This is a genomic window from Marinimicrobium alkaliphilum, from assembly GCF_003259155.1.
GTDB classification, from domain to species: Bacteria; Pseudomonadota; Gammaproteobacteria; order Pseudomonadales; family Cellvibrionaceae; genus Marinimicrobium_A; species Marinimicrobium_A alkaliphilum.
This window is the reverse complement of record NZ_QGMQ01000003.1, coordinates 210,980-234,894: the sequence shown is the minus strand read 5'-3', so window position 1 is coordinate 234,894 and position 23,915 is coordinate 210,980. Positions and strand designations below refer to the sequence as shown.

The 23,915-nt window shown below is 59.5% G+C and carries 19 protein-coding genes; 15 read left to right on the top strand and 4 right to left on the bottom strand.

What is annotated here, in order from left to right:
• Nucleotides 1-154 precede the first annotated feature (154 nt).
• The 3 genes from DKW72_RS06535 to DKW72_RS06525 all read left to right on the top strand — a co-directional run bounded on the left by DKW72_RS06535 (nt 155) and on the right by DKW72_RS06525 (nt 3,891).
• Nucleotides 155-1,687 carry a tryptophan halogenase family protein gene (locus DKW72_RS06535; RefSeq protein ID WP_111641530.1) on the top strand — a complete coding sequence of 511 codons (1,533 nt, stop codon included), beginning with the start codon at nt 155-157 and terminating at the stop codon, nt 1,685-1,687.
• On the top strand, nt 1,677-3,134 hold the full coding sequence (locus tag DKW72_RS06530; protein WP_111641529.1) for a tryptophan 7-halogenase: 1,458 nt from the start codon (nt 1,677-1,679) through the stop codon (nt 3,132-3,134). The genes DKW72_RS06535 and DKW72_RS06530 overlap by 11 nt, the downstream gene beginning before the upstream one ends.
• Before the next feature lie 121 nt (nt 3,135-3,255).
• Entirely contained in the window at nt 3,256-3,891 is a 636-nt protein-coding gene (locus DKW72_RS06525) for an RpiB/LacA/LacB family sugar-phosphate isomerase (RefSeq protein WP_111641528.1), read from the top strand.
• An 82-nt stretch (nt 3,892-3,973) separates the two neighbouring features.
• Here DKW72_RS06525 and DKW72_RS06520 read toward each other — a convergent pair whose 3' ends face one another.
• The gene (locus DKW72_RS06520; protein WP_111641527.1) at nt 3,974-4,627 is read right to left on the bottom strand and encodes a hypothetical protein; all 654 of its coding nucleotides are present in this window, start codon (nt 4,625-4,627) and stop codon (nt 3,974-3,976) included.
• Between the two features lie 124 nt (nt 4,628-4,751).
• Entirely contained in the window at nt 4,752-6,092 is a 1,341-nt protein-coding gene (locus DKW72_RS06515) for an MATE family efflux transporter (protein ID WP_111641526.1), read from the bottom strand.
• 454 nt (nt 6,093-6,546) lie between these two features.
• On the opposite strand from DKW72_RS06515, the gene coxB reads away from it, so the two are divergent.
• From coxB to DKW72_RS06495, 4 genes are read left to right on the top strand one after another with little or no spacing between them, the layout of a single operon-like run.
• Nucleotides 6,547-7,689 carry a cytochrome c oxidase subunit II gene (gene coxB / locus DKW72_RS06510; RefSeq protein WP_111641525.1) on the top strand — a complete coding sequence of 381 codons (1,143 nt, stop codon included), beginning with the start codon at nt 6,547-6,549 and terminating at the stop codon, nt 7,687-7,689.
• 10 nt (nt 7,690-7,699) lie between these two features.
• Nucleotides 7,700-9,250, top strand: a complete 1,551-nt coding sequence (gene ctaD, locus DKW72_RS06505) for a cytochrome c oxidase subunit I (protein ID WP_111641524.1) — start codon at nt 7,700-7,702, stop codon at nt 9,248-9,250.
• Between the two features lie 25 nt (nt 9,251-9,275).
• Nucleotides 9,276-9,845 carry a cytochrome c oxidase assembly protein gene (locus DKW72_RS06500; RefSeq protein ID WP_232522338.1) on the top strand — a complete coding sequence of 190 codons (570 nt, stop codon included), beginning with the start codon at nt 9,276-9,278 and terminating at the stop codon, nt 9,843-9,845.
• 50 nt (nt 9,846-9,895) lie between these two features.
• Nucleotides 9,896-10,954, top strand: coding sequence for a cytochrome c oxidase subunit 3 (locus DKW72_RS06495; RefSeq protein ID WP_232522337.1), 1,059 nt, complete (start codon nt 9,896-9,898; stop codon nt 10,952-10,954).
• A 43-nt stretch (nt 10,955-10,997) separates the two neighbouring features.
• Here DKW72_RS06495 and DKW72_RS06490 read toward each other — a convergent pair whose 3' ends face one another.
• Complete coding sequence (locus DKW72_RS06490) at nt 10,998-11,222, bottom strand: DUF2909 domain-containing protein (protein ID WP_111641522.1); 225 nt, start codon at nt 11,220-11,222, stop codon at nt 10,998-11,000.
• Between the two features lie 27 nt (nt 11,223-11,249).
• Here DKW72_RS06490 and DKW72_RS06485 point away from each other — a divergent pair, with 27 nt between their 5' ends.
• From DKW72_RS06485 to DKW72_RS06450, 8 genes are all read left to right on the top strand, one after another.
• Nucleotides 11,250-12,023, top strand: coding sequence for an SURF1 family protein (locus tag DKW72_RS06485; RefSeq protein WP_157960412.1), 774 nt, complete (start codon nt 11,250-11,252; stop codon nt 12,021-12,023).
• 6 nt (nt 12,024-12,029) lie between these two features.
• On the top strand, nt 12,030-12,668 hold the full coding sequence (locus tag DKW72_RS06480; protein WP_111641520.1) for an SCO family protein: 639 nt from the start codon (nt 12,030-12,032) through the stop codon (nt 12,666-12,668).
• A gap of 19 nt (nt 12,669-12,687) precedes the next feature.
• A complete protein-coding gene (locus DKW72_RS06475; protein ID WP_232522336.1) occupies nt 12,688-13,722 on the top strand; it encodes a COX15/CtaA family protein in 1,035 nt (344 codons plus the stop codon).
• A 37-nt stretch (nt 13,723-13,759) separates the two neighbouring features.
• On the top strand, nt 13,760-14,686 hold the full coding sequence (cyoE, locus tag DKW72_RS06470) for a heme o synthase (RefSeq protein ID WP_111641519.1): 927 nt from the start codon (nt 13,760-13,762) through the stop codon (nt 14,684-14,686).
• A 24-nt stretch (nt 14,687-14,710) separates the two neighbouring features.
• Nucleotides 14,711-15,382, top strand: a complete 672-nt coding sequence (locus DKW72_RS06465) for an SCO family protein (RefSeq protein ID WP_198411246.1) — start codon at nt 14,711-14,713, stop codon at nt 15,380-15,382.
• A gap of 321 nt (nt 15,383-15,703) precedes the next feature.
• Nucleotides 15,704-18,049 carry a glycoside hydrolase family 95 protein gene (locus DKW72_RS06460; protein WP_157960411.1) on the top strand — a complete coding sequence of 782 codons (2,346 nt, stop codon included), beginning with the start codon at nt 15,704-15,706 and terminating at the stop codon, nt 18,047-18,049.
• 69 nt (nt 18,050-18,118) lie between these two features.
• A complete protein-coding gene (locus tag DKW72_RS06455; RefSeq protein ID WP_198411245.1) occupies nt 18,119-21,094 on the top strand; it encodes a TonB-dependent receptor in 2,976 nt (991 codons plus the stop codon).
• Between the two features lie 137 nt (nt 21,095-21,231).
• Nucleotides 21,232-22,938: a DUF5597 domain-containing protein gene (locus DKW72_RS06450; protein ID WP_111641517.1), complete on the top strand. Its 1,707-nt coding sequence runs from the start codon at nt 21,232-21,234 to the stop codon at nt 22,936-22,938.
• On the opposite strand, the gene DKW72_RS06445 is transcribed toward DKW72_RS06450, so the two are convergent.
• Nucleotides 22,939-23,763, bottom strand: coding sequence for a UDP-2,3-diacylglucosamine diphosphatase (locus DKW72_RS06445; RefSeq protein WP_111641516.1), 825 nt, complete (start codon nt 23,761-23,763; stop codon nt 22,939-22,941).
• Nucleotides 23,764-23,915: the final 152 nt, after the last annotated feature.

Here is a 23,915-nt window from a genome sequence, read left to right as displayed (position 1 = left end):
GCTACAGCAGGGAGGCGTAGAGGGTGAGCGCTGGGCTTGGATTGAGGTCGGTCACTGTGCGGGCGAATTGCCTGATTGTGTTGAATGAATGCTCATATAATAATGCCAGAATCTAATAAATAGTCAAAACGACACTATAGCGACGGCGACAACCATGACAGCAGCAATTGAACGCCTGGTGATTCTCGGGGGTGGCACCGCCGGCTGGATGACCGCCGCAGCGCTGAGCCGCCTGCTGCCGCCGGATATCAAAATTCGTCTGGTGGAGTCCGAACAGATCGGTACCGTGGGCGTGGGTGAGGCGACCATTCCCCATTTGCGCCAGTTCAACACCCTCTTGGGTATCGACGAAAACGCTTTTGTTCAGGCCACCGGCGCCACTTACAAGCTGGCGATCGAATTCAATGGCTGGGGCGACGCCGGCAGCCGTTACCTGCACCCCTTCAGTGGTTTTGGGGACGACCTCAACGGTATCGATTTTCACCATTATTTTTTACGGGCGCGCAAGCATCGCCCTGACCTGACGTTGGATGACTTTTCGCTGGCGAGCTGGGCTGCGCGTTCGGGGCGCTTTGGTCCTCCCCGGCCTGAGTTCCCCACTGGTTACGGCTACGCCTTCCATCTGGATGCCGGGCGTTACGCGCGCTTCTTGCGCGACTATGCCGAGGCGCGGGGCGTTGAGCGTATCGAGGGTCGGGTCGCGCAGGTGGAGCAGGACCCGGATAGCGGCCATATCCGGCGGCTTCACCTGGAGAGCGGGCAGGCGGTCGAGGGTCAGTTGTTTGTGGACTGCTCGGGTTTTCGAGCCCTGTTGATCGGGGATACCTTGGGCGTGGGCTATCAGAGTTGGCGCCACTGGTTGCCGTGCAACCGGGCCGTGGCGCTGGGGAGCCCGGCGATGGCCGAGCCGCCCCCCTATACCCGGGTCACGGCTTCCGGGGCGGGCTGGATCTGGCGTATTCCCCTGCAGCACCGCACCGGCAATGGTCATGTCTACAGCAGTGATCACCTGAGCGATGAGCAGGCCTGCGAGCAACTGCGCATCGCCATCGGCAAGCCGGCCATTACCGAGCCCAACTTTATCCGCTTTGAGCCCGGTTATCGCGCGCGCAGTTGGGACAAAAACTGCGTTGCCGTGGGTCTGTCGAGCGGCTTCCTGGAGCCACTGGAGTCCACCAGTATCTACCTGATTCAGATGGCGATTCTGAAACTGGTCACCTACTTCCCGAACGCGCGTTGCGAGGGCCCGGGGCAGGACGCCTTCAACCGCTGGATGGCGCTGGAATACGGCCGCGTAAGGGACTTTCTGATTCTGCACTACCACGCCAACCGGCGTCCGGAAGCCTTCTGGCAGCAGTGCCGAGAGATGACGATTCCCGACGAGTTGGCGCGCAAGCTCGCGCTGTTCAAGGAAGCCGCTGCCGTCGAACATTACGAGCACGGGCTCTTCGGCCTGCCGAGCTGGCTCGCGGTGTATCTTGGTCAGGGGGTAACCCCCGACGGCTGCGACCCACGGGTGGCCGGGCATCCGCCGCATAAGGTGGCCGCCCACCTCCAGGGCATGGCGGACACACTCAAACGCTGTGCCGAATCCCTGCCGCCTCATGCCGAGGCGGTGGTGCGCGGGGTCACCGGCTCACCGGCCCCGGCGGAATTGAGCCTGTACGGAGGGCGTTATGGTCGCTGATACTGCCCTGAAGCATATTGCGGTGGTGGGGGCGGGTGCCGTGGCACACGCGGCCGCCTTCACCCTGGCGCGGGCGCTCAAGCCCAGCGGCGTTGAGGTGACCCTGGTGGTGACACCGGCCGCGCCGGGCGATCAGCAGCAGGTGGAAATTTCGCAGCCGGCCCTGCACGAATTGATCGGTATCTGGGGATTGCCCGAGCCTGCATTGCTCAAGGCCTGCGATGGCCTCTATGGCCTCGGGTTTGAGTATCAGCCGCTTGGACGCGAGGGGTTTTTTCTGCCTTTTGGTCGCCACGGCATTGACCCGGCGCCCGCCAGCTTTGAGCAGGGTTTTTTCAAATGCCACCCGGGGGCGATCGCCCAGCGTTACAGCGAGCATTTTCTGGCCACCCAGGCGGCGCGCCGGGGTCAGTTTGATTTTCCGGTGGACGACCCGCGTTCCATCAAGTCGACCCTGCGCTACGGTTTGCACCTGGATCACAGCCGTTTATGTGACACCCTTGCGGATTACGGTGAACGCCTGGGGTTGAGGGTTTGCAAGGCCTCCCTCGACGATGTTGAACGGGGTGTCGATGAGCGGATTGCCGCTGTGCGCCTGGGTAACGGTGAGCGCCTGGTGGCGGATTTTTACATTGACGCTACCGGGGCTGAGTCGCGCCTGTTGGGCGAGGCGCTCGACGTCGGATTTGAGGATTGGGAGCACTGGTTGCCCTGGACCGTGCAGAGCCAGTTGAGCTTGCCGCCCGAGGCGCAGCCGCAGCCCCGGGCGCGCTTGTGTCAAACGGACTTTGGCTGGGAGCGTCGGGCCGGGTTGCGCAGCTGTGAGCGCATTGATGCCCTGGGCACCGCCCAAACCGACTGGGTGGGCTGGTGTCGCGCGTACGGGCAGGCTGACGAGGCCCTGCGTGCGCTGCGCCCAGGGCGGCGCGAGGTCTTTTGGCGGGGCAACTGCCTGGCGTTGGGCGATGCCGCCGGGAGTGCGACGCCGCTGGTGCTGTCCGAGCTGCACTGGGCCTGTAAAGCCCTGCTCCTGTGGCTTGAGTTATACCCGGATAAACGCTTGAGCAATGCGCTGCAGGGGGAGTACAACCGCCGGGCCGGGGCTATGCTGGCGGCCATCCGCGACTTCCATCTGGCGCATCGACTGGCCGAGACCGGGGTTACGCTCGAACAGCGGGACGCCTGGCCCGCGTCCTTACGTTTCCGTTTGTCGTTGTTTGAAACTCAGGGCCGGCTCTGGCCGGAGGACGAAGAGGCTGTGCCTCAGGAGGCCTGGATTATCCTGTTGACCGGGTTGGGTGTGCAGCCCGCGCGCTATGATCGGCTGCTGGATGCCCTGCCCGACGGGCAGTTGGCGGATTTGCACCGCCGGATTCAGCAGGCCCTGGATCGCGCTTTGGCCACGATGCCGACCCTGTCCAAAGTGTTGGCGCGCGACGCCGGTTAGTCACTGTCTGGGGAGCACTCTGGCGCCTTGAGTCTGGGGAGTCAGACTGTGTTACAATGGTTGCGTTTATCAAATTTCCCCCAGCTGGCTCGGCCAGCCACGCAAACGAGAGACTGAGATTATGAAAATTGCATTAATGAACGAATTCAGCCAGGCAGGCAAGAACCCCATCATCTGGGAACAGCTGCAAGCCGTGGCCAAAGAGCTGGGCCATGACGTGGCCAACGTCGGTATGGACGGCGACAATGACCACCACCTGACCTACATTCACCTGGGCATCATGTCGAGCCTGCTGCTCAACAGTAAAGCGGTGGATTTTGTGCTGACCGGTTGCGGCACCGGCCAGGGCGCCATGATGTCCCTGAACGCTCACCCCGGTGTCGCGTGCGGTTACTGCATCGAGCCCTCGGACGCTTACCTGTTCGCCCAGATCAACAACGGTAACGCCCTGGCCCTGCCCTTTGCCAAAGGTTTTGGCTGGGGTGCCGAACTGAACGTGCGCTACATCTGCGAGAAGGCCTTTACCGGTGTCACCGGCCAGGGTTACCCGCCGGAACGCAAAGAGTCCCAGGTGCGCAACGCCGGTATCCTCAGTGGTGTTAAAGCTGCCCTGAGCAAAGATGTACTGGAAGGCCTCAAGGCGCTGGATCAGGAGCTGGTAAAAACCGCCGTCACCGGCGAGCGTTTCCAGAAGTGCTTCTTTGACAACTGTCAGGACAAAGATCTGGAAGCTTACGTGCGCAGCGTGCTGGGCTGATCCCTCCGCGACCAACACGTTTTCAGGAACCCGGCCACTGCCGGGTTTTTTTATGCGAGCTGGATCAGCTCGATGGCGATAGTCAGCGAGGCCTGAAGTACACCCCGACATCGAGATCCTGGGCCAGGCAGGGCCAGCGGTCGATATCCCGCTCCCAGCCGCGCTGTTGATGGACCACGATATAGCGTTTGAAGTCCTCACCGTCGAAGGGATGCTCATTGAGTAGCAGATCGGCGGAAAAGATGACCGCCTGATCCAGTTCGGTGGCAAAAGGCTCGCCAATCAGGGCGTGGGCGATCAGGTTGGCCCGGGTCATATCGACGGGCACCAGTGGGATGCCGCATTCGCTGATAAACCGGTCGTTGACCTCTTCCAGCAGCCGGTGTGCCAGATAGGCCTCGTCCAGCAGGGCTTCCATCTCGTTGTCGGTGTCGACAATGTCGGGTGGCGATACGAAATAATCGCACGCGATGGTCAGCAGTGGCCTGATTTGTTGGTGCACCCGGTACGCTCGGGTCAGGTCGCAGATGGCATCGATAAAGTCAGGCACGTGCTCAATGTACCGCAACATGAAGCGCGCCAACTCCTCCGCCGCTGCCTCGGGTGGCAATTGAATCGAGCTGTGCAGGCTCGGCGCCTGTTTCCGCAGTCGGGTCACAAGGGCCTCATTCAAGGGGTCCTTGGCGCGCGCCTGGGCGATCAGGGCGCGAATGCGCGGTAGCTGTTCCAGCGTCATGAGTGTTGGGGGGTGCCTTGGATGTTAGGTTATCGCGTTGTTTCCCTAACCTTAATCCATAACCCCCCAATTGCAAGGCAAGGGGTCGACATTCTCAATCAGGGTAGTGAGTATTCACTTACGGTCAGAGCCATCGTCGATATCGGGTGAGTGCTATGAACCACCCACCCAGGAACAGACCACGGGCGCCGTTAAAGGCAACAAAGGCAAGCCACAGGCCGTGATTTCCCCAGTGCTGGGTGAGCCACCAAAGGGGCAGGAACACGCCGATCGCTGCCGCGATCACCGTGTATTGCATGGCGTGTGTGTGTCCGGATCCCAGGAAAACCCCGTCCAGTTGGTAGGCCCACACCGCTACCAACGGCAGCAAGCAGACCCACAGGTAATACCGGTGAACCCGCTCAAGGACCTCGGGCTGACCGGTAAATAGGCCCGGAAGCCAAGGGGCGCCCGCCGCGTAAATCAGTACCATCAAGAGCGCGACAGCCAGGGCCCAGGCGGTGGTATCCCGACAGGCGAGTAAAAATTGATGCAGGCGGCGGGCGCCGATGGCTTTGCCAGTGAGTGCCTCGGCGGCATGGGCAAAGCCATCCAGGCCGTGAGCGCTGAGCATGACCAGTTGCAGGAGAATCGCGTTGGCCGCGAGGATCAGCTCTCCCTGGCGCGCGCCCTGGGCAGTGAAGAACGCAAACGCCCCGAGCAGGCACAGGGTGCGCACAAACAAGTGGCGGTTGACGTCGAGCAGGGGCAAATAACTGCGCCAGTGCCGCAGCAGACCTGTGTCCAGACGTCCGCTGATGCCTTTGAGCTTGGTGCGCAACACCCACAGCCCCAGCGCGAGGCCAGCGTACTCCGCCAGGACGCTGGCGAGCGCTGCGCCGTCACTGTTGAGGCCGAGACCGATAATCAACACAATATCCAGAACGATATTGAGCAGGTTGGTGACCACCAGTATCAGTAGCGGGCTGCGGGTATCCTGCTGACCGATAAACCAGCCGATCAGAACATAGGTGGCGAGGGTTGCGGGGGCGCTGTGGAGGCGCAGTGCGAGGTAGCTGTGGGCCAGTGTGGCCACCTCATTGCCGGGGTTCATCAGGTGCAGGGCCAGGGGCAGGAGCCAGCCCTGCAGTGCGAGTAGTACCGCGCTGATGAGCAGCGCCAGGACCATCCCCTGTGCCAGCAGTAGGCGGCTGGCATCGCCGTCGTCCCGTCCACAGGCGCGAGCGACGAGGCTGGTGGTGCCCATACGCAAAAAGCCAAATGACCAGAACAGCAGACTCAAAATACTCGCACCCACGGCCACGGCGCCCAGGTAGCGGGCCTCGGGCAGGTGCCCGAGAATCGCGGTATCCACCACGCCCAGCAGCGGCACGGATAGATTGCTCAGAATCAGGGGCCAGGCGAGCTGCCAGATGCGCCGATGACGGACTTGCCAGCGGTCCTGTGGGTGCGGATATGGGTTCAAGCCTGCCTCTTTGGGGGTAATTGTCAGACGTTTGTTGTCAGAACCCGCTCAGTATAGCGATTTTGGTGTCTGAGGGGCGGCCGGAAGGCCTCTGCAAAGACTCGTCAAAAAGCACTCAACATCATAAATTTATTGACTTTTTTGCTTGCCTGTGGCCTCCTTACGCGCTGGTAGTTGCGACGAATTGCCGCACTTATTGGTGGTATCCCTTCTGCAGTTGGCGGCTCTGGCCGCGTTCACGGATGTGAAAGCAGTCGACCGGGATCCGCTGCCCGGGAGCAGAGTCAGCCAATCCTCGATGCACATCGTGTGCGCTGGGTCTTGGGGCCGGGCGGCCATACCTGTGAGTGATGCCGTTCACCGCGTTACCCTGGCGATAGCAAAAACAAGACACGATTTTGCAATCTTCCAGCAGTGATAAGCACATAAAGAAGCTACACGGAGATGATGGGCGATGTTAATGAAAGCAAAAAGGCTGACGGCCTTGCTGCTGGCCCCTGTTGTGCTGATGATGTCTCATCAGGCACTGGCAGAGGAAGGTGGACGCTGGAGCTACAATATGCCGGAAGGCGTTACCCCAGTGAGCCAAACCATCTATGGCCTGCATATGCAGATGTTCTGGTGGTGCGTGGCCATTGCGGTGGTGGTGTTCGGTATCATGTTCTACAGCATGATCAGGCATCGCAAATCCCGCGGCGTCAAACCGGCCAACTTTCACGAAAGTACGACCCTTGAGATTATCTGGACCGCCATTCCCCTGGTGATCCTGATCATTATGGCGATCCCTGCCACCAAGGGCCTGATCCAGATTTACGACGCTGAAGAAGCCGAGCTGGACATCATGGTCACCGGTTACCAGTGGCGCTGGCGCTACGACTACCTGGATGACGATGTCAGCTTCTTCAGTAACCTCTCGACACCCCGCGAACAGATTCAGGGTCTTGAGCCCAAAGGGCCCCACTACCTGCTGGAAGTTGATGAGCCGTTGGTGATTCCGGTGGATACCAAAGTGCGCTTTCTGCTGACAGCCGCGGATGTGATCCACTCCTGGTGGGTGCCGGACCTGGGTGTCAAAAAAGACACGATTCCCGGTTTTATCAACGAGTCCTGGGCGCTGGTCACTGAGCCGGGCACCTACCGTGGCCAGTGTGCCGAGCTGTGTGGCCGCGACCACGGCTTTATGCCGATTGTGGTCGAAGTGCTGCCCAAGGAAGAGTACGAGGAATGGCTCGCCGCCAAGCGCGAAGAAGCGGAAGCCATTCGGGCGTTGACGGAACAGACCTTTACCTTTGATGAGCTCTATGACCGCGGTCGCGATGTTTACAATCGCTGGTGCGTCGCTTGTCACCAGGGTGACGGTCAGGGTGTCCCGGGAACGTTCCCCGGTTTGATCGGCGGTATCTCTGTCGGTCCTGTTGAAGGCCACCTGGATGTGGTCGTGAACGGCGTGCGTGGTACCACCATGCAGGCTTTCGGTAGTCAGTTGAGCGAAGTGGATATCGCAGCGGTTATTACCTACGAGCGCAATGCCTGGGGTAATAATATGGGCGATATGGTTCAGCCGATTGACGTGTTCAACTTCAAACAGGACAACTAGGAGATAAGTAATGGCTCACGGTCCCGCTAAAGGTATCAGCCGCTGGTTGTTCACCACCAACCACAAAGACATTGGCAGCATGTACCTCTGGTTCAGCTTTGCCATGTTCCTGGTCGGCGGCTTGTTTGCACTGGTCGTCCGCGCCGAGCTGTTCGAGCCCGGCATGCAGATTGTCGACCCGAACTTCTTTAACCAAATGACCACCATGCACGGCCTGATCATGGTCTTCGGTGCCATTATGCCGGCCTTTGTGGGCCTGGCAAACTGGATGCTACCGATGATGATCGGCGCCCCGGATATGGCCCTGCCGCGCATGAACAACTGGAGCTTCTGGATTCTGCCCTTTGCATTTTTCATGCTCCTGTCCACCCTGTTTATGGAGGGCGGCGGCCCCAACTTCGGTTGGACTTTCTACGCGCCTCTGTCCACCACCTTTGCGCCTCCGAGTGTGACCTTCTTCATCTTCTCGGTGCACATCATGGGTATCAGCTCGATCATGGGTGCGATCAACATCATCGCCACCATTTTGAATATGCGCGCACCGGGTATGACCCTGATGAAAATGCCGCTGTTCGTCTGGACCTGGTTGATTACCGCTTACCTGTTGATCGCCGTTATGCCGGTATTGGCCGGTGTAGTGACCATGATGCTCATGGATATTCACTTCGGTACCAGCTTCTTTGATGCCGCCGGTGGCGGTGACCCGGTCCTGTTCCAGCATATCTTCTGGTTCTTCGGGCACCCCGAGGTGTACATCATGATTCTGCCGGCGTTCGGTATCGTCAGTGCGATCATTCCGACCTTCGCGCGCAAGCCGTTGTTCGGCTACTCGTCCATGGTTTACGCCACCGCGTCGATCGCGTTCCTGAGCTTTATCGTCTGGGCGCACCATATGTTTACCGTGGGGATGCCGATTGCGGGTGAGCTGTTCTTTATGTACGCCACCATGCTTATCGCGGTGCCTACCGGGGTGAAAGTGTTCAACTGGGTGGCGACCATGTTCAAGGGTGCCATGACCTTTGAAACGCCCATGCTGTTTGCCATTGGCTTTGTGGTGCTGTTCACTATCGGCGGTCTGTCTGGCCTGATGCTGGCGATTGCACCGGCGGACTTCCAGTATCACGATACTTACTTTGTCGTGGCCCACTTCCACTATGTACTGGTGCCGGGTGCGCTCTTCTCGATCATTGCGGCAGTGTACTACTGGCTGCCCAAGTGGTCCGGTCGTATGTACAGTGAAATCCTGGGCAAGACCCACTTCTGGGTGGCGTTTGTCGGTTTGAACCTGACCTTCTTCCCCATGCACTTTGCAGGGCTGGCGGGGATGCCGCGCCGGATTCCGGATTACCACATGATGTTCGCCAACTGGAACATGATCTCGTCGGTCGGAGCCTTCCTGTTCGCGGGCGCCCAGTTGCTGTTCCTGTACATCATCGTGACCACGATCATCAAAGGCCGCAAAGCCACCGATCGTGTCTGGGAGAACTCCGAGGGTCTGGAGTGGACTGTGCCGTCACCGGCGCCTTACCACACTTTCAGCACGCCGCCGGAAGTGAAGTAACAGGTTTGATCAGGAGGTATTTACGGTGAAACTGCCAATGCCAAGCAACCCCATCCACGCACTCTGCTTAAAGCTGGGTGCCTGGGCCGTGGGTATGTTCGTCTTTGCGCTGTGGATCATGCCCCCGATGTACGACGTGTTCTGCGAGATCACCGGTTTGAACGGTAAAACCGGTGGCCGCTACGAGGCCAGTGAGATCCAGCAGATCGACACCAGCCGCACCATCAACGTACAGTTTGTGGCGATCAACAACGACAAGATGCCTTGGCAGTTCGTCCCGCAGACCCGCTCGGTGCGCGTGCACCCGGGAGAGCAGGTGCAGATTGACTATCGGGTTCACAACCCCACCGGCAAGGACATGATTGCCCAGGCGATTCCAAGCCTGGTGCCCTACAACGCCGTAAACTACTTCCACAAAACCGAGTGCTTCTGCTTTGAGCAGCAGCCGCTCAAGGCCGGCGAAAGTGCGAATATGCCTTTGCTCTTTATTGTCGACCAGGATATTCCGCAGGGTGTCCACACCATCACCCTGTCTTACACTATATTTGATGTGACTGATCGCTACGCGGCCGATCAATTGCTGGGTGCGCGATAAGGTCAAGCGACCGATAACCGCACAATCATAATTAGCGCGGAGAAAAAACAATGGCAACAACTGAAGGAAATTATTACGTACCGGAGCAAAGCAAACTGCCGTTGCTTGCCAGTATTGGTATGTTTGTCACCGTCTTTGGGGCATCCAGCTGGATGAGCGGGATTGTCAGCAGTCCGCTGGTATTCTTCGTTTCGTTATTCATCTTCGTCGCCGTGCTCTTGCAGCCGCCGCGCAAGGTCACCATCGCCGCCGGCGTGGTGCTGTTTCTGTTGGTGTCAGCGGGCTCTGACGCGCTGTCTTCGGTGTTGGTCGGGCCGCTGGTGTTTGGTGTTGGTGGTCTGATGTTTGCCGCCACCATCTGGAGCTGGTTCTCCATTGTGATCAGCGAGAACATTGCCGGGCTCAACAGCCCACAGCTCAAGCGCTCCTATGTGTGGGGTATGGGCTGGTTCATCTTCTCCGAAGTGATGTTCTTTGCCGCCTTCTTTGGCGCACTCTTTTACGTCCGCACGCTGGCGCTACCCTGGCTTGCCGGTGAAGGCGATGGCGTGCACAACCCCCTGCTCTGGCCCGGCTTTGAAGCCCATTGGCCGCTGATGGAAACGCCCGATATGGCTGCCAGTGGTGATGCCGCCGAGGTGCGCGGTCCCGATCAGGCCATGAGTCTGAGTCAGGCCGGGTCCCTGTTTACCTGGCTGCCGTTCTGGAACACGCTGATCCTGCTGAGCTCCAGTGTCACGGTTCACTTTGCGCACAGCGCCCTGCTCAAAGGCGAGCGCAAGCCCTTTAACGTCTGGTTGGGTGCAACCATCGTGTTGGCCGTGGTGTTCCTGTTCTTGCAGGCTTATGAATACTACGAAGCCTATGCGCTGATGGGCCTGACCCTGCAATCGGGTATCTATGGGTCAACGTTCTTTATGCTTACCGGTTTCCATGGCGCCCACGTTCTGCTCGGCACCATCATGTTGCTGGTGATGTGGTTGCGCTCGGTTCTGAAGGGGCACTTCAAAAAGGATGATCACTTCGGCTTTGAGGCGACCAGTTGGTACTGGCACTTTGTTGATGTGGTCTGGGTGATTCTGTTTCTGGCCGTATACATCTTCGGCTGATGGCAGGAGGGCCGACGCGAGCGAACGCCGCGTCGGCCTGAGGTCATACCCGGGTATCCCAGGGTGCCTGACTGGTGAGAATGCCAGTGTAGAGACCGTAAAAGATCAACCCCATCATCAGTGCAGCAAGGGTAATGCGCACACCCAGGGCATAGAGCGTCCGCTTGGATTCAGAAACGCCCAGGTCTTTGAGTAAAAAGCGCAATCCGCTACCCAGGCTAAGTACTACACCGATGAGCAGCAGCACAATGGTTATTTTAAGCCACATAGTTATCCTCGTTCGTCGTTGTTTGCCGTGACCAGCGAACACCATCCTGTGCGTTTACGCTTGGCCATCAGCTGGAAAATTACGCTGTTGACGCTTCTGGCGCTGCCCTTGCTGCTCAGTCTCGGTTTCTGGCAGCTGGATCGGGCCGCGGAGAAACGCGCCCTGGAGGCCGCGTTCGACGCCCAGCGTCAGGCGCCCCCGGTCGAGCTGACCCGTGCCGAAGCGGCGGACTTGGCGCGCTACCAGCGGGTCATTGTCCGGGGCGAATTCGACAACGAACATACATGGTTGTTGGACAATAAACAACGCAGTGGACGGGTGGGTTACGAGGTGGTAACACCCCTTGTGCTGGAGGACGGTGCCCGGATCCTGGTGAATCGGGGGTGGATACCATCCACAGGGAATCGTCAGCAGTTACCTGAAGTGCCTGCGGTAGCGGGCGAGCGTACCCTGTTTGCGCAGGTGGCAGAGGTGAGCGATCACCCCATGCTCGATGCGCACAGCGACAGTCGCGGGTGGCCCAAGGTGATCTTGCAGATCGAGCCGGTGACCATGGGCCGGCAGTTGGGCCAGCGCCTGGCACCTTTTTATCTGCTGATTGATGATAACAGTGCTGGCGCGTTTGAAACCCGTTGGCAAGCAGTTAACATGAGCACCGAAACCCATATCGGCTACGCCGTGCAGTGGTTTGCAATGGCGCTGGCATTGAGTATCTGGTTTGTGTTTGCCAACTCCAACGTGTTGGCCTGGTGGCGCAGTCGCCGGAAACCAGCTATCAACCGTATGACACACAAGAGGTAAGATTGAGTGACCGAACGCTCTCCCGAGTATGATCGCGCCATGCAGCGCCGGGGCCGCATTATCGCGACAGCGCTGATGCTGGTGGTGACGCTGCCGCTGGCCGCTGCCTGGTTTGTTTACTACACCGGCATCGGTATGCCGACCACCCAGGTCAATCGTGGCGACCTGGTCAGCCCACCGCAATTGATCGATCAGCTTGAGCCGCGCGAACTGGGTACCGACGGTGCGTGGGAGATCGGCACCGAAGAACGTCGCCGCTGGCGGTACGTGATCCCGGGTTACGCCACCTGCGATCAGCTGTGTCAGGATACCCTCTACCTGACCCGCCAGGTGCATATCCGCCTGGGTAAGGATGCCTACCGGGTCGAGCGTATCTACCTGTTACTGGATGACCACATTGATCCAGCGCTTGTCGACTGGCTCGAAACCGAGCATCCGGGGCTGCGCGTCATGCGCACCGAACCGCAAGCGTTGGCGGAGTTGCTCGATCGCACCAACCTGCGGGGCGTCGACCCGGTAGCCAGCGGCGAGTATTTTCTGATGGATCAGATTGGTTATTTGATGATGCGCTATACCCCGGCGCATACCGGCAATGAGCTGCTTGACGATGTCAAACGCATGCTTAAAGTGACTTACGACGAATAATTCCGGCGAGGACTCAACCGTGACCCAGAAAAATAACTTTCGGCTTGGCTATCGATTGGTATTGGCGGCGACGGCTTTCTGTATGGTGGTGGTCATTCTGGGGGCGTTTACCCGCCTTGTGGATGCCGGCCTGGGCTGCCCCGACTGGCCGGGCTGCTACGGCCACCTGACCTGGCCGCGCTCTGACGGTGCGGTCGAAGCCGCTGAGGCGCGCTTCCCGGAGTTTCCGGTTGAACACGACAAAACCTGGCCGGAGATGGTACACCGCTACGTGGCCGGTATTCTCGGGTTGATCATTCTCGGCCTGACCATTATGACCTGGCGTTGGGCGCGGCAGAATCCACATCAAAGCTATCCGCGCAATCACAGCATCGCCCTACTGGTGCTGGTCATCGTACAGGCGGCCTTCGGTATGTGGACGGTCACGCTCAAACTCTGGCCCCAGATCGTCACCGCGCATCTGCTCGGTGGCTTCGCGACCCTGAGTATGTTGTGGCTCCTGGCGCAACGCTTTGCGCGTTGGCGCTGGTCGTTTTCGGGCATAGTCTACCGCCAGCTCCAGGCACTCAAACCACTGATGTGGGTGGCCCTGGTGGCGGTGGTACTGCAGATCGCACTGGGTGGCTGGCTCAGCGCCAACTACGCGGCGCTGGCGTGCACAGACTTTCCCCGCTGCCACGGTGAGTGGTGGCCGGCAATGGACTTTGTGCGCGGCTTCAACTTCGCGCAGGGCGTCGGGCCCAATTACCTGGGGGGGCTGCTTGAGGGCGATGCCCGCACCGCCATCCATGTCAGTCATCGTCTCGGGGCGTTGGTGGTAACGGCCGTGTTGGCGCTGCTGTGCTGGCGCCTGTGGCGTATTGGACAGCGTCCCACTCAGCGCCTGGCGCTGATTATTGCCGGGGTGCTGGTGGTGCAGATACTGTTGGGCATTACCAATGTGATGGCGTCCTTGCCTCTGGCCGTGGCGGTGGCGCACAACGCGGTGGGTGCCGTTCTGCTGCTAACCTTGGTAACATTGGCCCACCGGATCTATAGCGCGCGCAGTGCCTGAGCACGGCGCGACGAGCGTACACAGAGGTTAGACAATAATGAGTAAGGCGAGCAGCAACACCCTGAATCGCACGGCGACCGCCTCCTGGCGGGATTACTACGAGCTGTGCAAGCCTCGTGTGGTGATGCTGATGATCCTGACGGCCATCATCGGTATGCTCCTGGCGGTGCCGGGCATGGTCCCTCTGGACGTCTTGCTGATCGGTAACCTGGGGATCGCGCTGTGCGCGGGGTCCGCCGCTGCCGTCAACCACATGGTGGATCGCCATGTGGACCAGAAAATGGCCCGCACCCTGAATCGGCCGGTTGCCCGGGGGAGGGTCGAACCCCTGCAGGCCATGCTGTTCGCTGCCGTTCTCGGGCTTGCGGGCATGGCCTTGCTGGTGGTCTTTATCAACACTTTGACCGCCGTTCTGACCCTGGCGTCGCTGCTCGGCTACGCTCTGGTCTACACCCTGTTTCTCAAGCGCGCTACGCCCCAGAATATTGTCATCGGCGGGATTGCGGGCGCGGCGCCGCCGCTCTTGGGCTGGACCGCCGTCACGGGCGAGATTCACGGTCACGCGCTGTTGCTGGTATTGATCATCTTTGCCTGGACGCCGCCGCACTTCTGGGCGCTGGCCGTACATCGTAAAGACGACTATGCCAAAGCCGACATTCCCATGCTCCCGGTGACCCACGGTGAGCAGTACACCAAAGTGCACATCCTGCTCTACACCATCATCATGATCCTGGTGACCCTGCTGCCCTGGATTACCGGGATGCTGGGCTGGCTCTACCTTGCCGGCGCGGTGGCGCTCGGGGCCGGGTTTCTCTACTGGTCACTGGTGCTGTTATTCACCGATCGGCCCACGGCGGGCATGGATACCTTCAAGTATTCCATTGTCTACCTCATGACCCTGTTTGTGGTTATGCTCCTGGATCACTATCTGATAGTGGCGCCTGCAGGGCTGCCCTGGTCGTAAATTATTTAATCGGAGTACGTCAACGTGGCATCTGAGCACAACCCGAATCATACCGAAGCACAAAAACGCGGCATTCGCCGGACTGTGTTTTTTCTGGTGTTGTTGGTACTGGTGGTGATCGGCCTGGCGTTTAACAAAATCCTGCGCGAGCCGCCGCTGGATCGCGATCAGCTGCGTCAGAACAACGCCTTCCTGCTGGAAAGTCCGCGTCGCTTTACGCCTTTTGAGCTGGTTGACCACCGGGGCGAGTCGTTTACCCACGAGGACCTGCAGGGGCAGTGGAGTCTGGTGTTTTTCGGCTTCACGCACTGCCCGGACATCTGTCCCATGACCATGATGGATCTGGCCGATCTGGTGCAGGTACTCCCTGAGGACATTGCCGACAACACCCAGGTGCTGTTGGTAACTGTGGATCCGGGGCGGGACACGCCGGGCGTGCTGGCCGAGTATGTTCCCCACTTCAATGAAGACTTCATTGGCGTCACCGGTGAATTTCTGACCATCCGCCGTTTTGCCAACGAGCTCAACGTGGCCTTTGCCCGCGTGACCCAGGGCGACGATTACACCGTCGATCACGGCAGTCAGGTGGTGTTGATCAACCCCAAGGGCGACTACCACGCCTTCTTCCGTCCGCCGTTTGATATCGAACAGCTGAACAGTACCTACGGCGCCATCTATCGAGACTTCCGCTTCTAAATCGATGACCCCATTGGTGCGCTTTTCTGCCAGAACCCCGGTCTTCCGGGGTTTTTTATGTTTGGTTTAAGCCCGTCTGATATTTCGTTTGGTTTTACTCGTGTGGCGCCTAATACCCAATTAAACTAGAAAATCCTATTTATCTGATAATATATTCATATATGATATATGTCATAAAGGGTGAACACGCATAGCGTGAAAAACCACAATAACGTTTAAGACGGGTTGACGATGGCAATAGCGACCGAACCACACGGTGTTTCGCGAATCACAGCTGCACTCCGCTGGGGACTGATCCTGGCAGGCGTCCTGTGCGCGCCCGTGAGTAACGCCGAACCGCTCAGCCTCTGGTATGACGCCCCCGGCGAGGACTGGGAGACCCAGGGCCTGCCAATCGGCAATGGCGCCATGGGGGCCGTGATTCTCGGCGGCACCGAACTCGAACTCATTCAATTCAACGAGAAGTCGCTCTGGACCGGTGGCCCCGGTGCCCAAGGCTACAACTTCGGCTGGCCGGACGCCTCGCTGAAGAATGCCGTGCGCGCCGTGCAGCAAGACCTGTTCCGCGAAGGCGAGCTTGAGCCCGAGGCCGTTGCTGAACGCCTGGGCCAGCCCATGGTCGCCTACGGTGACTACCAGACCTTCGGCGACCTCTGGCTGCGTTACAGCGGTAGTGACGCCCCGGTCGAGGATTATCGTCGCGCGCTGGACCTGGAGCGGGGCGTGATCGAAATTACCTATCGGCGCGGTGAACGCCAGTACCGACGCGAATACTTTGCCAGCTACCCCGCCGGCGTCATCGCGGTGCGCCTGTCCGTGGATAAGCCGGGCGAGCTCGATCTCAGTGTGGGCCTGCAGATTCCGGACAACCGCAGTGCCGAGTTCACCGCCTCTGATGACGGCGCGTTGAGCGTGCGTGGGGCGCTTGCGGACAATGGTCTGGCTTACTATGCGCGCTTGCAGGTGACTACCGACGGCGATGTTGTGATGCAGAATGACAGCGCTGTAACCTCCGCTGACGGTCACCGGAGTCCCGCCTTTCACATTGCCGGTGCCGATACCGTTACCTTGATCCTCAGCGGTGCCACTGACTATGCATCGGATTACCCGAGCTATCGCGGTTCCTTACCGGTAGCCGCGGTCAATGAGCGTGTTGAGCGTGCCTCGAATCAGGATTTTGCGGCGCTGCACGCACAGCATGAAGCCGATCACCGGGCGCTGTTTGAGCGCATGAGTCTGGATATCGGTCAGGCCCCGGTGGATGAGCCCACGGATCGTCTACTGGCCGAATACGCCGGTACCGACACCCCCGAGGCTCGCTGGCTCGAAGCGGTGTATTTTCAGTATGGGCGCTACCTGTTGATTGCGTCCTCGCGGCCCGGGTCGCTGCCGGCGAACCTGCAGGGTGTCTGGAACCACAGTAACACCCCGCCCTGGCACGCGGATTACCACGTCAATATCAATCTACAGATGAACTATTGGCCCGCGTTGGTCACTGGCCTTGAGGAAACCGCCGAGCCCCTGTTGGACTTTATCGACAGTCTTGTCGAGCCCGGCCGGGTTGCCGCCGAACGCATCTACGGCGCCGGAGGCTGGACCCTGTCGCTCAATACCAATGTCTGGGGCTTTACCGGTTTGATTGAGTGGCCCACCGCCTTCTGGCAACCGGAAGCGGCGGCCTGGCTGATGCAGCACTACCATGAACACTACCTGTTCACCCGCGACGAGACCCTGTTGCGCGAGCGTGCCTGGCCGGTGATGCGCGAAGCGGCGCAATTCTGGCTCGATTTTCTGATCGAGGATCCGGACACAGGTGAGCTGGTGGTTGCGCCCAGCTACTCCCCGGAACACGGCCCTTTTGTGGTCGGTGCCGCCATGTCTCAACAGATGGTGTACGACCTGTTTGCCCGAGTACTGGAAAGCGCCGAGGTGTTAGGTCGGGATGATGCCTGGCTGGCACAGTTGCGCACCGCCAAGGCCAAACTCGACCCGGGCCTGCGTATCGGCCGCTGGGGACAGTTGCAGGAGTGGCGCGCAGATATTGACGACCCGGACAATCACCATCGCCACATTTCGCACCTGTTCGCCCTGCATCCCGGACGCCAGCTGACCGAGGACAATCGCACCTATCGCGACGCCGCCCAGCGCTCGCTCGAAGCGCGCGGCGATGGCGGTACCGGCTGGGCCCAGGCCTGGAAAATCAATCAGTGGGCACGTCTGCACGACGGTGATCGTGCCCACAAACTTCTGCACGACCAATTGCGCCAGAGCACCCTGAGCAATTTGTGGGGCAACCACCCGCCGTTTCAGATCGATGGCAATTTTGGGGCAACGGCAGGCGTCGCCGAGATGCTGATTCAAAGTCATCTGAATGTGATCAACCTGCTGCCCGCGTTGCCGAGCGCCTGGCCCGAGGGCAGTGCCCAGGGGTTGCGCGCGCGCGGCAATGTTGTTGTCGATCTGCATTGGCGTGAAGGGCGCTTGCAGCGCGCGGAGCTGCACAGTGCGCATGCTCAGGAGCTGACGGTGCGTACTCGCGTGCCTGTGCGCGCCGAGTTGACTGATACCGGTGCAGCGGTGCCGTTGCGCGCGCACGATGATCGAGTGAGTTTTCGCCTACCGGGAGATCAGTCGGTCACCCTGTATGCAATATCGGAGAGCGACTGAAAACGCCGGGCTACCGGCCAGCACTAAGCACTACCAACTAGAAAGCCTATAAAAGAGAGGGTTAAACTTGTGAATAACGACAGCAAACGCAAACTATTGACCGTGGCGATCGCCAGCCTGTCCGCAACCGGTACGCTCGCGCTGAGCCAGAGCGTACTGGCCCAAAATGAAGCCCCGGAGGCGCTGGAAGAAATCGTGGTTACCGGCCAGCGCGCCACGATCCTGTCGGCGCAAGAGCTTAAGCGCAACGCCGAGCAGATCGTCGACTCCATTGTCGCCGATGACATCGGCAAACTGCCGGACCGCAGTGTCACCGAAGCCCTGCAGCGTATCCCCGGCGTTACCATCGAACGTTTTATGGATATCGGCGACCCGGAACATTTCTCCGCTGAAGGTAGTGGTGTTGCTATTCGCGGGATGAAACATGTGCGTTCCGAGCTCAATGGTCGCGACTCCTTTGCCGCTGCGGGTGGACGCAGTTTATCTTTTGAGGACGTGCCCGCCGAGCTGATGGCCGGTGTCGATGTTTACAAAAACCCGTCGGCGGATATGATCGAAGGTGGTCTGGGTGGTACCGTCAACCTGCGCACCAAAATGCCTTTGGACCAAAGCGGTCGGGTCATCAGTGCCAGCGTCAGTGCCAACTACGGTGATTTTATTGAGGAAACCCGCCCCTCGATCTCGGCACTCTACAGTAACAAATGGGTGACTGATGCGGGTGAATTCGGTTTCCTGGCCGATTTCGCCTACTCGGAAATTGCCACCCGCACAGACGGTATTTTTAACCGCCCCTTCTTTGCTCGTACCGATCTTGAAGATGGCACGCGCTGGGTGCCGCGCGGTGCCGACTGGCGCTCCATGGAGTTTGAGCGCGAGCGCACCGGTGCCTATATGGCGTTCCAGTGGCGTCCGGATAGCCTGTCCGAATTGTCGTTTACCGCGTTCCGCAGCGAATACGACATGCAGTGGAATGAGGATGCCATCTTCGTGCAGAACGACCCTTGGACTCTTGAACCCCAAGGCGCGACCTATGAGGACGGTGTATTTATCGGCGGCCGTTTGACGGATCCGACCAACAATGGCATTCCGTTTGGCGCTGACGTGCGTGTCGCGACCGGTGCATCGGTGACTACCGACTTCGCACTCAACTATCAGCGCCTGGCGGGCAATTGGCAGCTGAGCACGGATTTGCAGTACACGGAGTCCACCAGTGATTCGCTCGATCTGACGATCGCCACGGGTATCAACCTGCCCTACCTGGATCTCGATCTCACCGGGTCAACACCGCTGCTGACCGCCGATGCAGATTATCTGGAAGACTTTTCCAATTACTACTGGGGCTTCACCATGCCCCATATACAGGATAACGAAGCCTCTCAGGTTGCCTGGCGCGCGGATGCGCAATACAACTTCGACGCTTCACCGGTGCGCTCGCTCAAAGTGGGTGTCCGCGTTACGGATCGCGAGGCCGACAACGCCAACACCGGGTACGACTGGAAGCCGCTCTATCAATCGTGGATGATGTGGTGGGCGCTCGATCCGGAGCTGGGTCTGCCCAAAATTAGAGAGCAAGAGTTGGGCCTGCTCAACCTGAACCGCTTTAGCAACTTCTTCCGCGGTGGTGCGCCGGCACCGGGCGTGGTCTGGGCCCCGACCGTCGATCTGGCGCTGGGTTTCCCGCAAAGCTTTATCGACTTGCACGAATCGGCATTTGACTATGCCTACGAGCTGGGTCACAACCCCGATGCCACCGACGGTGCCATTGATTACGCGTTTGCGGGCAGCTGGCCCTACAATCTGCGCACCACTGACGATCCGGCCTGGCAGAACCGTCAGGAGGAAAATACCTACGCGACCTACGCCACCTTGCGCTTCGGGTTCGATGACCTCCCGTACCCGGTCGACGGTAATGTTGGCGTGCGGGTAGTGCGCACCGAGTCCACCGCCAGCGGCAACATGGTGTACCCGACCGGTGAGTTTGCCGGCCAGTATTTCAATCCGTTCCACGATGCGGCCAACCCGAACGCGGTATCCTCGGTGCCCATCAGTTTTGAAAATGCCTACACCAACGTGTTGCCGAGCCTGAATGTGCGGGTTGAGTTGGACAGTGATCTGTTCTTGCGTTTCGCACTGTCTCAGGCAATTTCGCGCCCGGAGTTCAACCAACTCAAAGCCTTTCAGGAGCTGAGCGCGGACCTGCGCCCCGGTTTTGATCCTGAGGTGGATGGTACGCCCCAGCCCGATGACTATGTGCTGACGTCCAGCTCCTGGGAGAACCCCATGCTTGAGCCGCTGGAAGCGACCCAGGCGGACGTCTCACTGGAGTGGTATTTTGATGACCGCGGGGGCATGGCACACGTCAACCTGTTCCATAAAGAGATCGACGGTATCATCCGCAGTCAGTCCAGTACTGAAGTCCATAACGGCCACAGCTATGCAGTGACCCGGCCGCTCAACGCCGGTGATGCCAGCATTCAGGGCTTTGAGGTGGGCTACAGTCAGTTCTTCGACCAGCTGCCCGAGCCCTTCAACGGTTTGGGCATGCAGTTCAACTACACCTACATCGACAGTTCCACCAATATCCCCCTGGCGTTGGATCCGGACAATCCGGATCAGGTTATCGGGCCAGTGGATACCGATGGCACCATGATGGACACCAACCTGCCCTATGAAGGACTGTCCGAGCACGCCTACAACCTGGTGGGCATGTATGAGCGCGGCGCCTGGTCTGCCCGACTGGCCTGGAGCTGGCGCAGCGAGTACCTGATGGCCATTGGGCCCAACGGGTTTGAAGGGGGTGACGGTGGCGTCAATTCCAGTGATGGGGTGCGCTGGCGCCTGCCGGTCTGGAGTGACGATACCGGACAGCTGGACGGCTCCGTGTTCTACCGGATCAATGACAACTTCCTGGTCGGTCTGGAAATGAACAATATTACCAACGCGGAAACTCGCACCATCATGCGTCAGCAGGGTGCCGGCGACCATTACGCCTCGCACTTTGTCAACGACACCCGCTACGCACTGACACTTCGGGCGACATTTTAGTATGCTGTTATGACGGATGCCTAAGGCTGGGCATGTGGCACCGAATACCTCTTCCGGGGGTATTCGGTGCATTTTTATTTGTGGGACCGATTTATTGCGCAGTATCCTATCGAATAACAACGACATGAGAGAGCACTATGGCACTGCACGGTTTGATCAACGGCGCGCGCGTCTGGCTAGTACTGACATTGGTTGTGACAGTGAGCGCCTGCAGCCACCAGAGTCTTCAGGGCAATCAGGCGGAATTGCCGCGCCTGGACACCCGCGATGGTCGGCACGCCTTGATGGTCGATGGTGAACCTTTTCTGATTCTGGCGGGACAGAGCAACAACTCCGCCAACTACCCGGCAGTGCTGGATCAGGTTTGGCCCAGTATTGAAAAACTCGGCGCCAACACCCTGAGTATTCCCGTGGCCTGGGAGCAGATCGAACCGCGTGAAGGTGAGTTTGATTTCTCCTATCTGGACACCTTGATTGCCGAGGCCCACGAGCGTGACATCCGCTTGGTGTTACTTTGGTTTGCCACCTGGAAAAACAACGCGCCTCATTACGCACCGGCGTGGGTGAAGCTGGACAACGAACGTTTTCCGCGCGTGATTCAGCGCAATGGCGAAACCCTGAACTCGCTCTCGCCCCACGCGGACACCACGCGGGAAGCCGACAAAAAAGCCTTCGTCGAACTGATGACCTACCTGCGCGACAACGACCCCAATCACACCGTGATGATGGTGCAAGTGCAGAATGAGCCCGGCACCTATCGCTCGGTGCGGGATTTCTCCCCGATGGCGGAGGCGATTTTTGAACGGCCAGTACCCGAACAATTGACCCGTGGGCTCGGCATCGAGCACGGCGGCAACTGGCCGGAAACCTTCGGCGATGACGCCGACGAATTTTTGCATGCCTACAGCATCGCCCGTTACATCAATAGCATTGCGGAAGCCGGCAAGGCGGTGAAAAACCTGCCCATGAACGTCAACGTCGCCTTGCGCAATCCTTTCTATCCCGGTGAGCCCGGCCAATATTCCAGCGGTGGCGCCACCGACAATGTGCTCGACCTGTGGAAAGTGGCGGCGCCCGCCATCGATATGATTTCGCCCGACATCTACTTCCGCGATCACCGCACCGTAGAGCGGGTGATGGAGCTTTACTCGCGGCCGGACAACGCCCTGTTTGTCGCGGAGATTGGCAACGATCAGCCCTATGCCCGCTACTTTTTCTCCGCCCTCGGCCATCAGGGTATTGGTTTCGCACCTTTCGGCATGGACGATACCGGCTATATGAATTACCCCCTGGGGGCGCCGACTTTTGACGACCAGGTGATTGAAAACTTTGCCCAGGTCTACCGGTTGGTTGCGCCCTGGGCGCGGGAGTGGGCCCGGCTGAGTTTTGAAGGCAAAGTCTGGGGCGCGTCCGAGCCCGGCGGCGACCGGGAAATGAGTCAGCGCATCTGGAATGCCGAAGCCAGCCCGGAAGAGCTGGAGCAGCAGGCCGAAACCTTTACCCAACACCTCGACCTGGGCCGCTGGCAGGCGGAAGTCACCTATGGCCGGCCCATGTTCTGGATCGAACCGCCCGAAGGCAATGACCCACCCTCCGGCGGCGCACTCATCGCCCAGCTCGACGACGACGAATTTCTGATCACCGGCCTCAACAGCCGCGTCAGCCTGAGTCCGGCGGGCGAACAGGAAGGCGAACGCTACATGGTGGTTCGCGCCGAGGAGGGTTACTTCAACGATGCAGGCGAATGGCAATTTATCCGTGTCTGGAACGGCGACCAGACCGACTGGGGCCTCAACTTCCGCGAGCGCCCGTTCTTGTTGCGAGTGCGGATGGCGACCTACTGATTAGGCCGCCTTCGCCACGCGCCCTTCCGCCGACGCGCTCGGTGCCTGTTCAGCTTGCCAGTGCAATTGATCGCTGTAGTGCAGCAGGCGCAGGTGGCCCTGGTGGTCTTCCAGCAGCGCGCTGCAACTCTCCACCCAGTCGCCGGTATTGGCGTAGCGGATGCCGTTTTGCTCAAGTAGCGCCGCGGCGTGGATGTGACCGCAGATGACGCCGTCGTAGCCCCGGCGGCGGGCTTCGTCCATGGCTTCATTCTGGTAGGTTTCGATGGCTTTTTGCGCGCCTTTGACGTTGCTCTTGATCAGTCCGGCGAGCGAAAAGTAGGGCCGGCCGGTGAGTTTGCGCCAGCGGTTGGCCCAACGGTTGATAAACAGCAGCGCGTCGTAGGCGATGTCGCCACAAAAGCGGGTGACCCAGCTCAGGTTGATATGGGCATCCATGGCGTCGCCGTGCATCACCAGCCAGCGTTTTCCGTCGGCACTCACGTATTCATGTTCCAGCGCCACTTCGATGGCCCCAAACTGGTCGCCGCAGAAGTGGCGCAGGGGTTCGTCGTGGTTGCCCGGTACGTAAATGACTCTGACCCCTTTGTCCGCCAGCTCGTAGAGTTTGAGTAAAACCTGGTAGTGTTGGGCGGGCCAACAGAAGCGCTTTTTCAGGGCCCAGAGGTCGATCACATCGCCGACCAGATACAGCGTCTCACAGCGAATACGATCGAGAAATTCCAGCAGGTAGTCGGCTTTGCAGTCCCGGTAGCCCAGGTGCAGGTCGGAGATCCAGATGGTGCGTGCATGGAGCGGATTGGCAAGTGTCGAGCCCGGCGTCATGGGTCAGTCCTCATTTGGCGGTGGCACACTGTCAGAGCCCAGTGTCGCCGCGCTATGTGACGACCGGGTAACCACCCGATGACAATCTCGTGAAGCCGCCCGCGCGAGTCGGGGTGGCCTTGTACCATTATTTGGGTTTCGCGGGATTTTTG

Bases quoted from the DNA above. Each gene is read 5' to 3' on its own strand.
- DKW72_RS06535 (WP_111641530.1), top strand. From the start codon at position 155: ATGACAGCAGCAATTGAACGCCTGGTGATTCTCGGGGGTGGCACCGCC.
- DKW72_RS06530 (WP_111641529.1), top strand. From the start codon at position 1,677: ATGGTCGCTGATACTGCCCTGAAGCATATTGCGGTGGTGGGGGCGGGT.
- DKW72_RS06525 (WP_111641528.1), top strand. From the start codon at position 3,256: ATGAAAATTGCATTAATGAACGAATTCAGCCAGGCAGGCAAGAACCCC.
- DKW72_RS06520 (WP_111641527.1), bottom strand. From the start codon at position 4,627: ATGACGCTGGAACAGCTACCGCGCATTCGCGCCCTGATCGCCCAGGCG.
- coxB (WP_111641525.1), top strand. From the start codon at position 6,547: ATGTTAATGAAAGCAAAAAGGCTGACGGCCTTGCTGCTGGCCCCTGTT.
- ctaD (WP_111641524.1), top strand. From the start codon at position 7,700: ATGGCTCACGGTCCCGCTAAAGGTATCAGCCGCTGGTTGTTCACCACC.
- DKW72_RS06495 (WP_232522337.1), top strand. From the start codon at position 9,896: ATGGCAACAACTGAAGGAAATTATTACGTACCGGAGCAAAGCAAACTG.
- DKW72_RS06490 (WP_111641522.1), bottom strand. From the start codon at position 11,222: ATGTGGCTTAAAATAACCATTGTGCTGCTGCTCATCGGTGTAGTACTT.
- cyoE (WP_111641519.1), top strand. From the start codon at position 13,760: ATGAGTAAGGCGAGCAGCAACACCCTGAATCGCACGGCGACCGCCTCC.
- DKW72_RS06450 (WP_111641517.1), top strand. From the start codon at position 21,232: ATGGCACTGCACGGTTTGATCAACGGCGCGCGCGTCTGGCTAGTACTG.
- DKW72_RS06445 (WP_111641516.1), bottom strand. From the start codon at position 23,763: ATGACGCCGGGCTCGACACTTGCCAATCCGCTCCATGCACGCACCATC.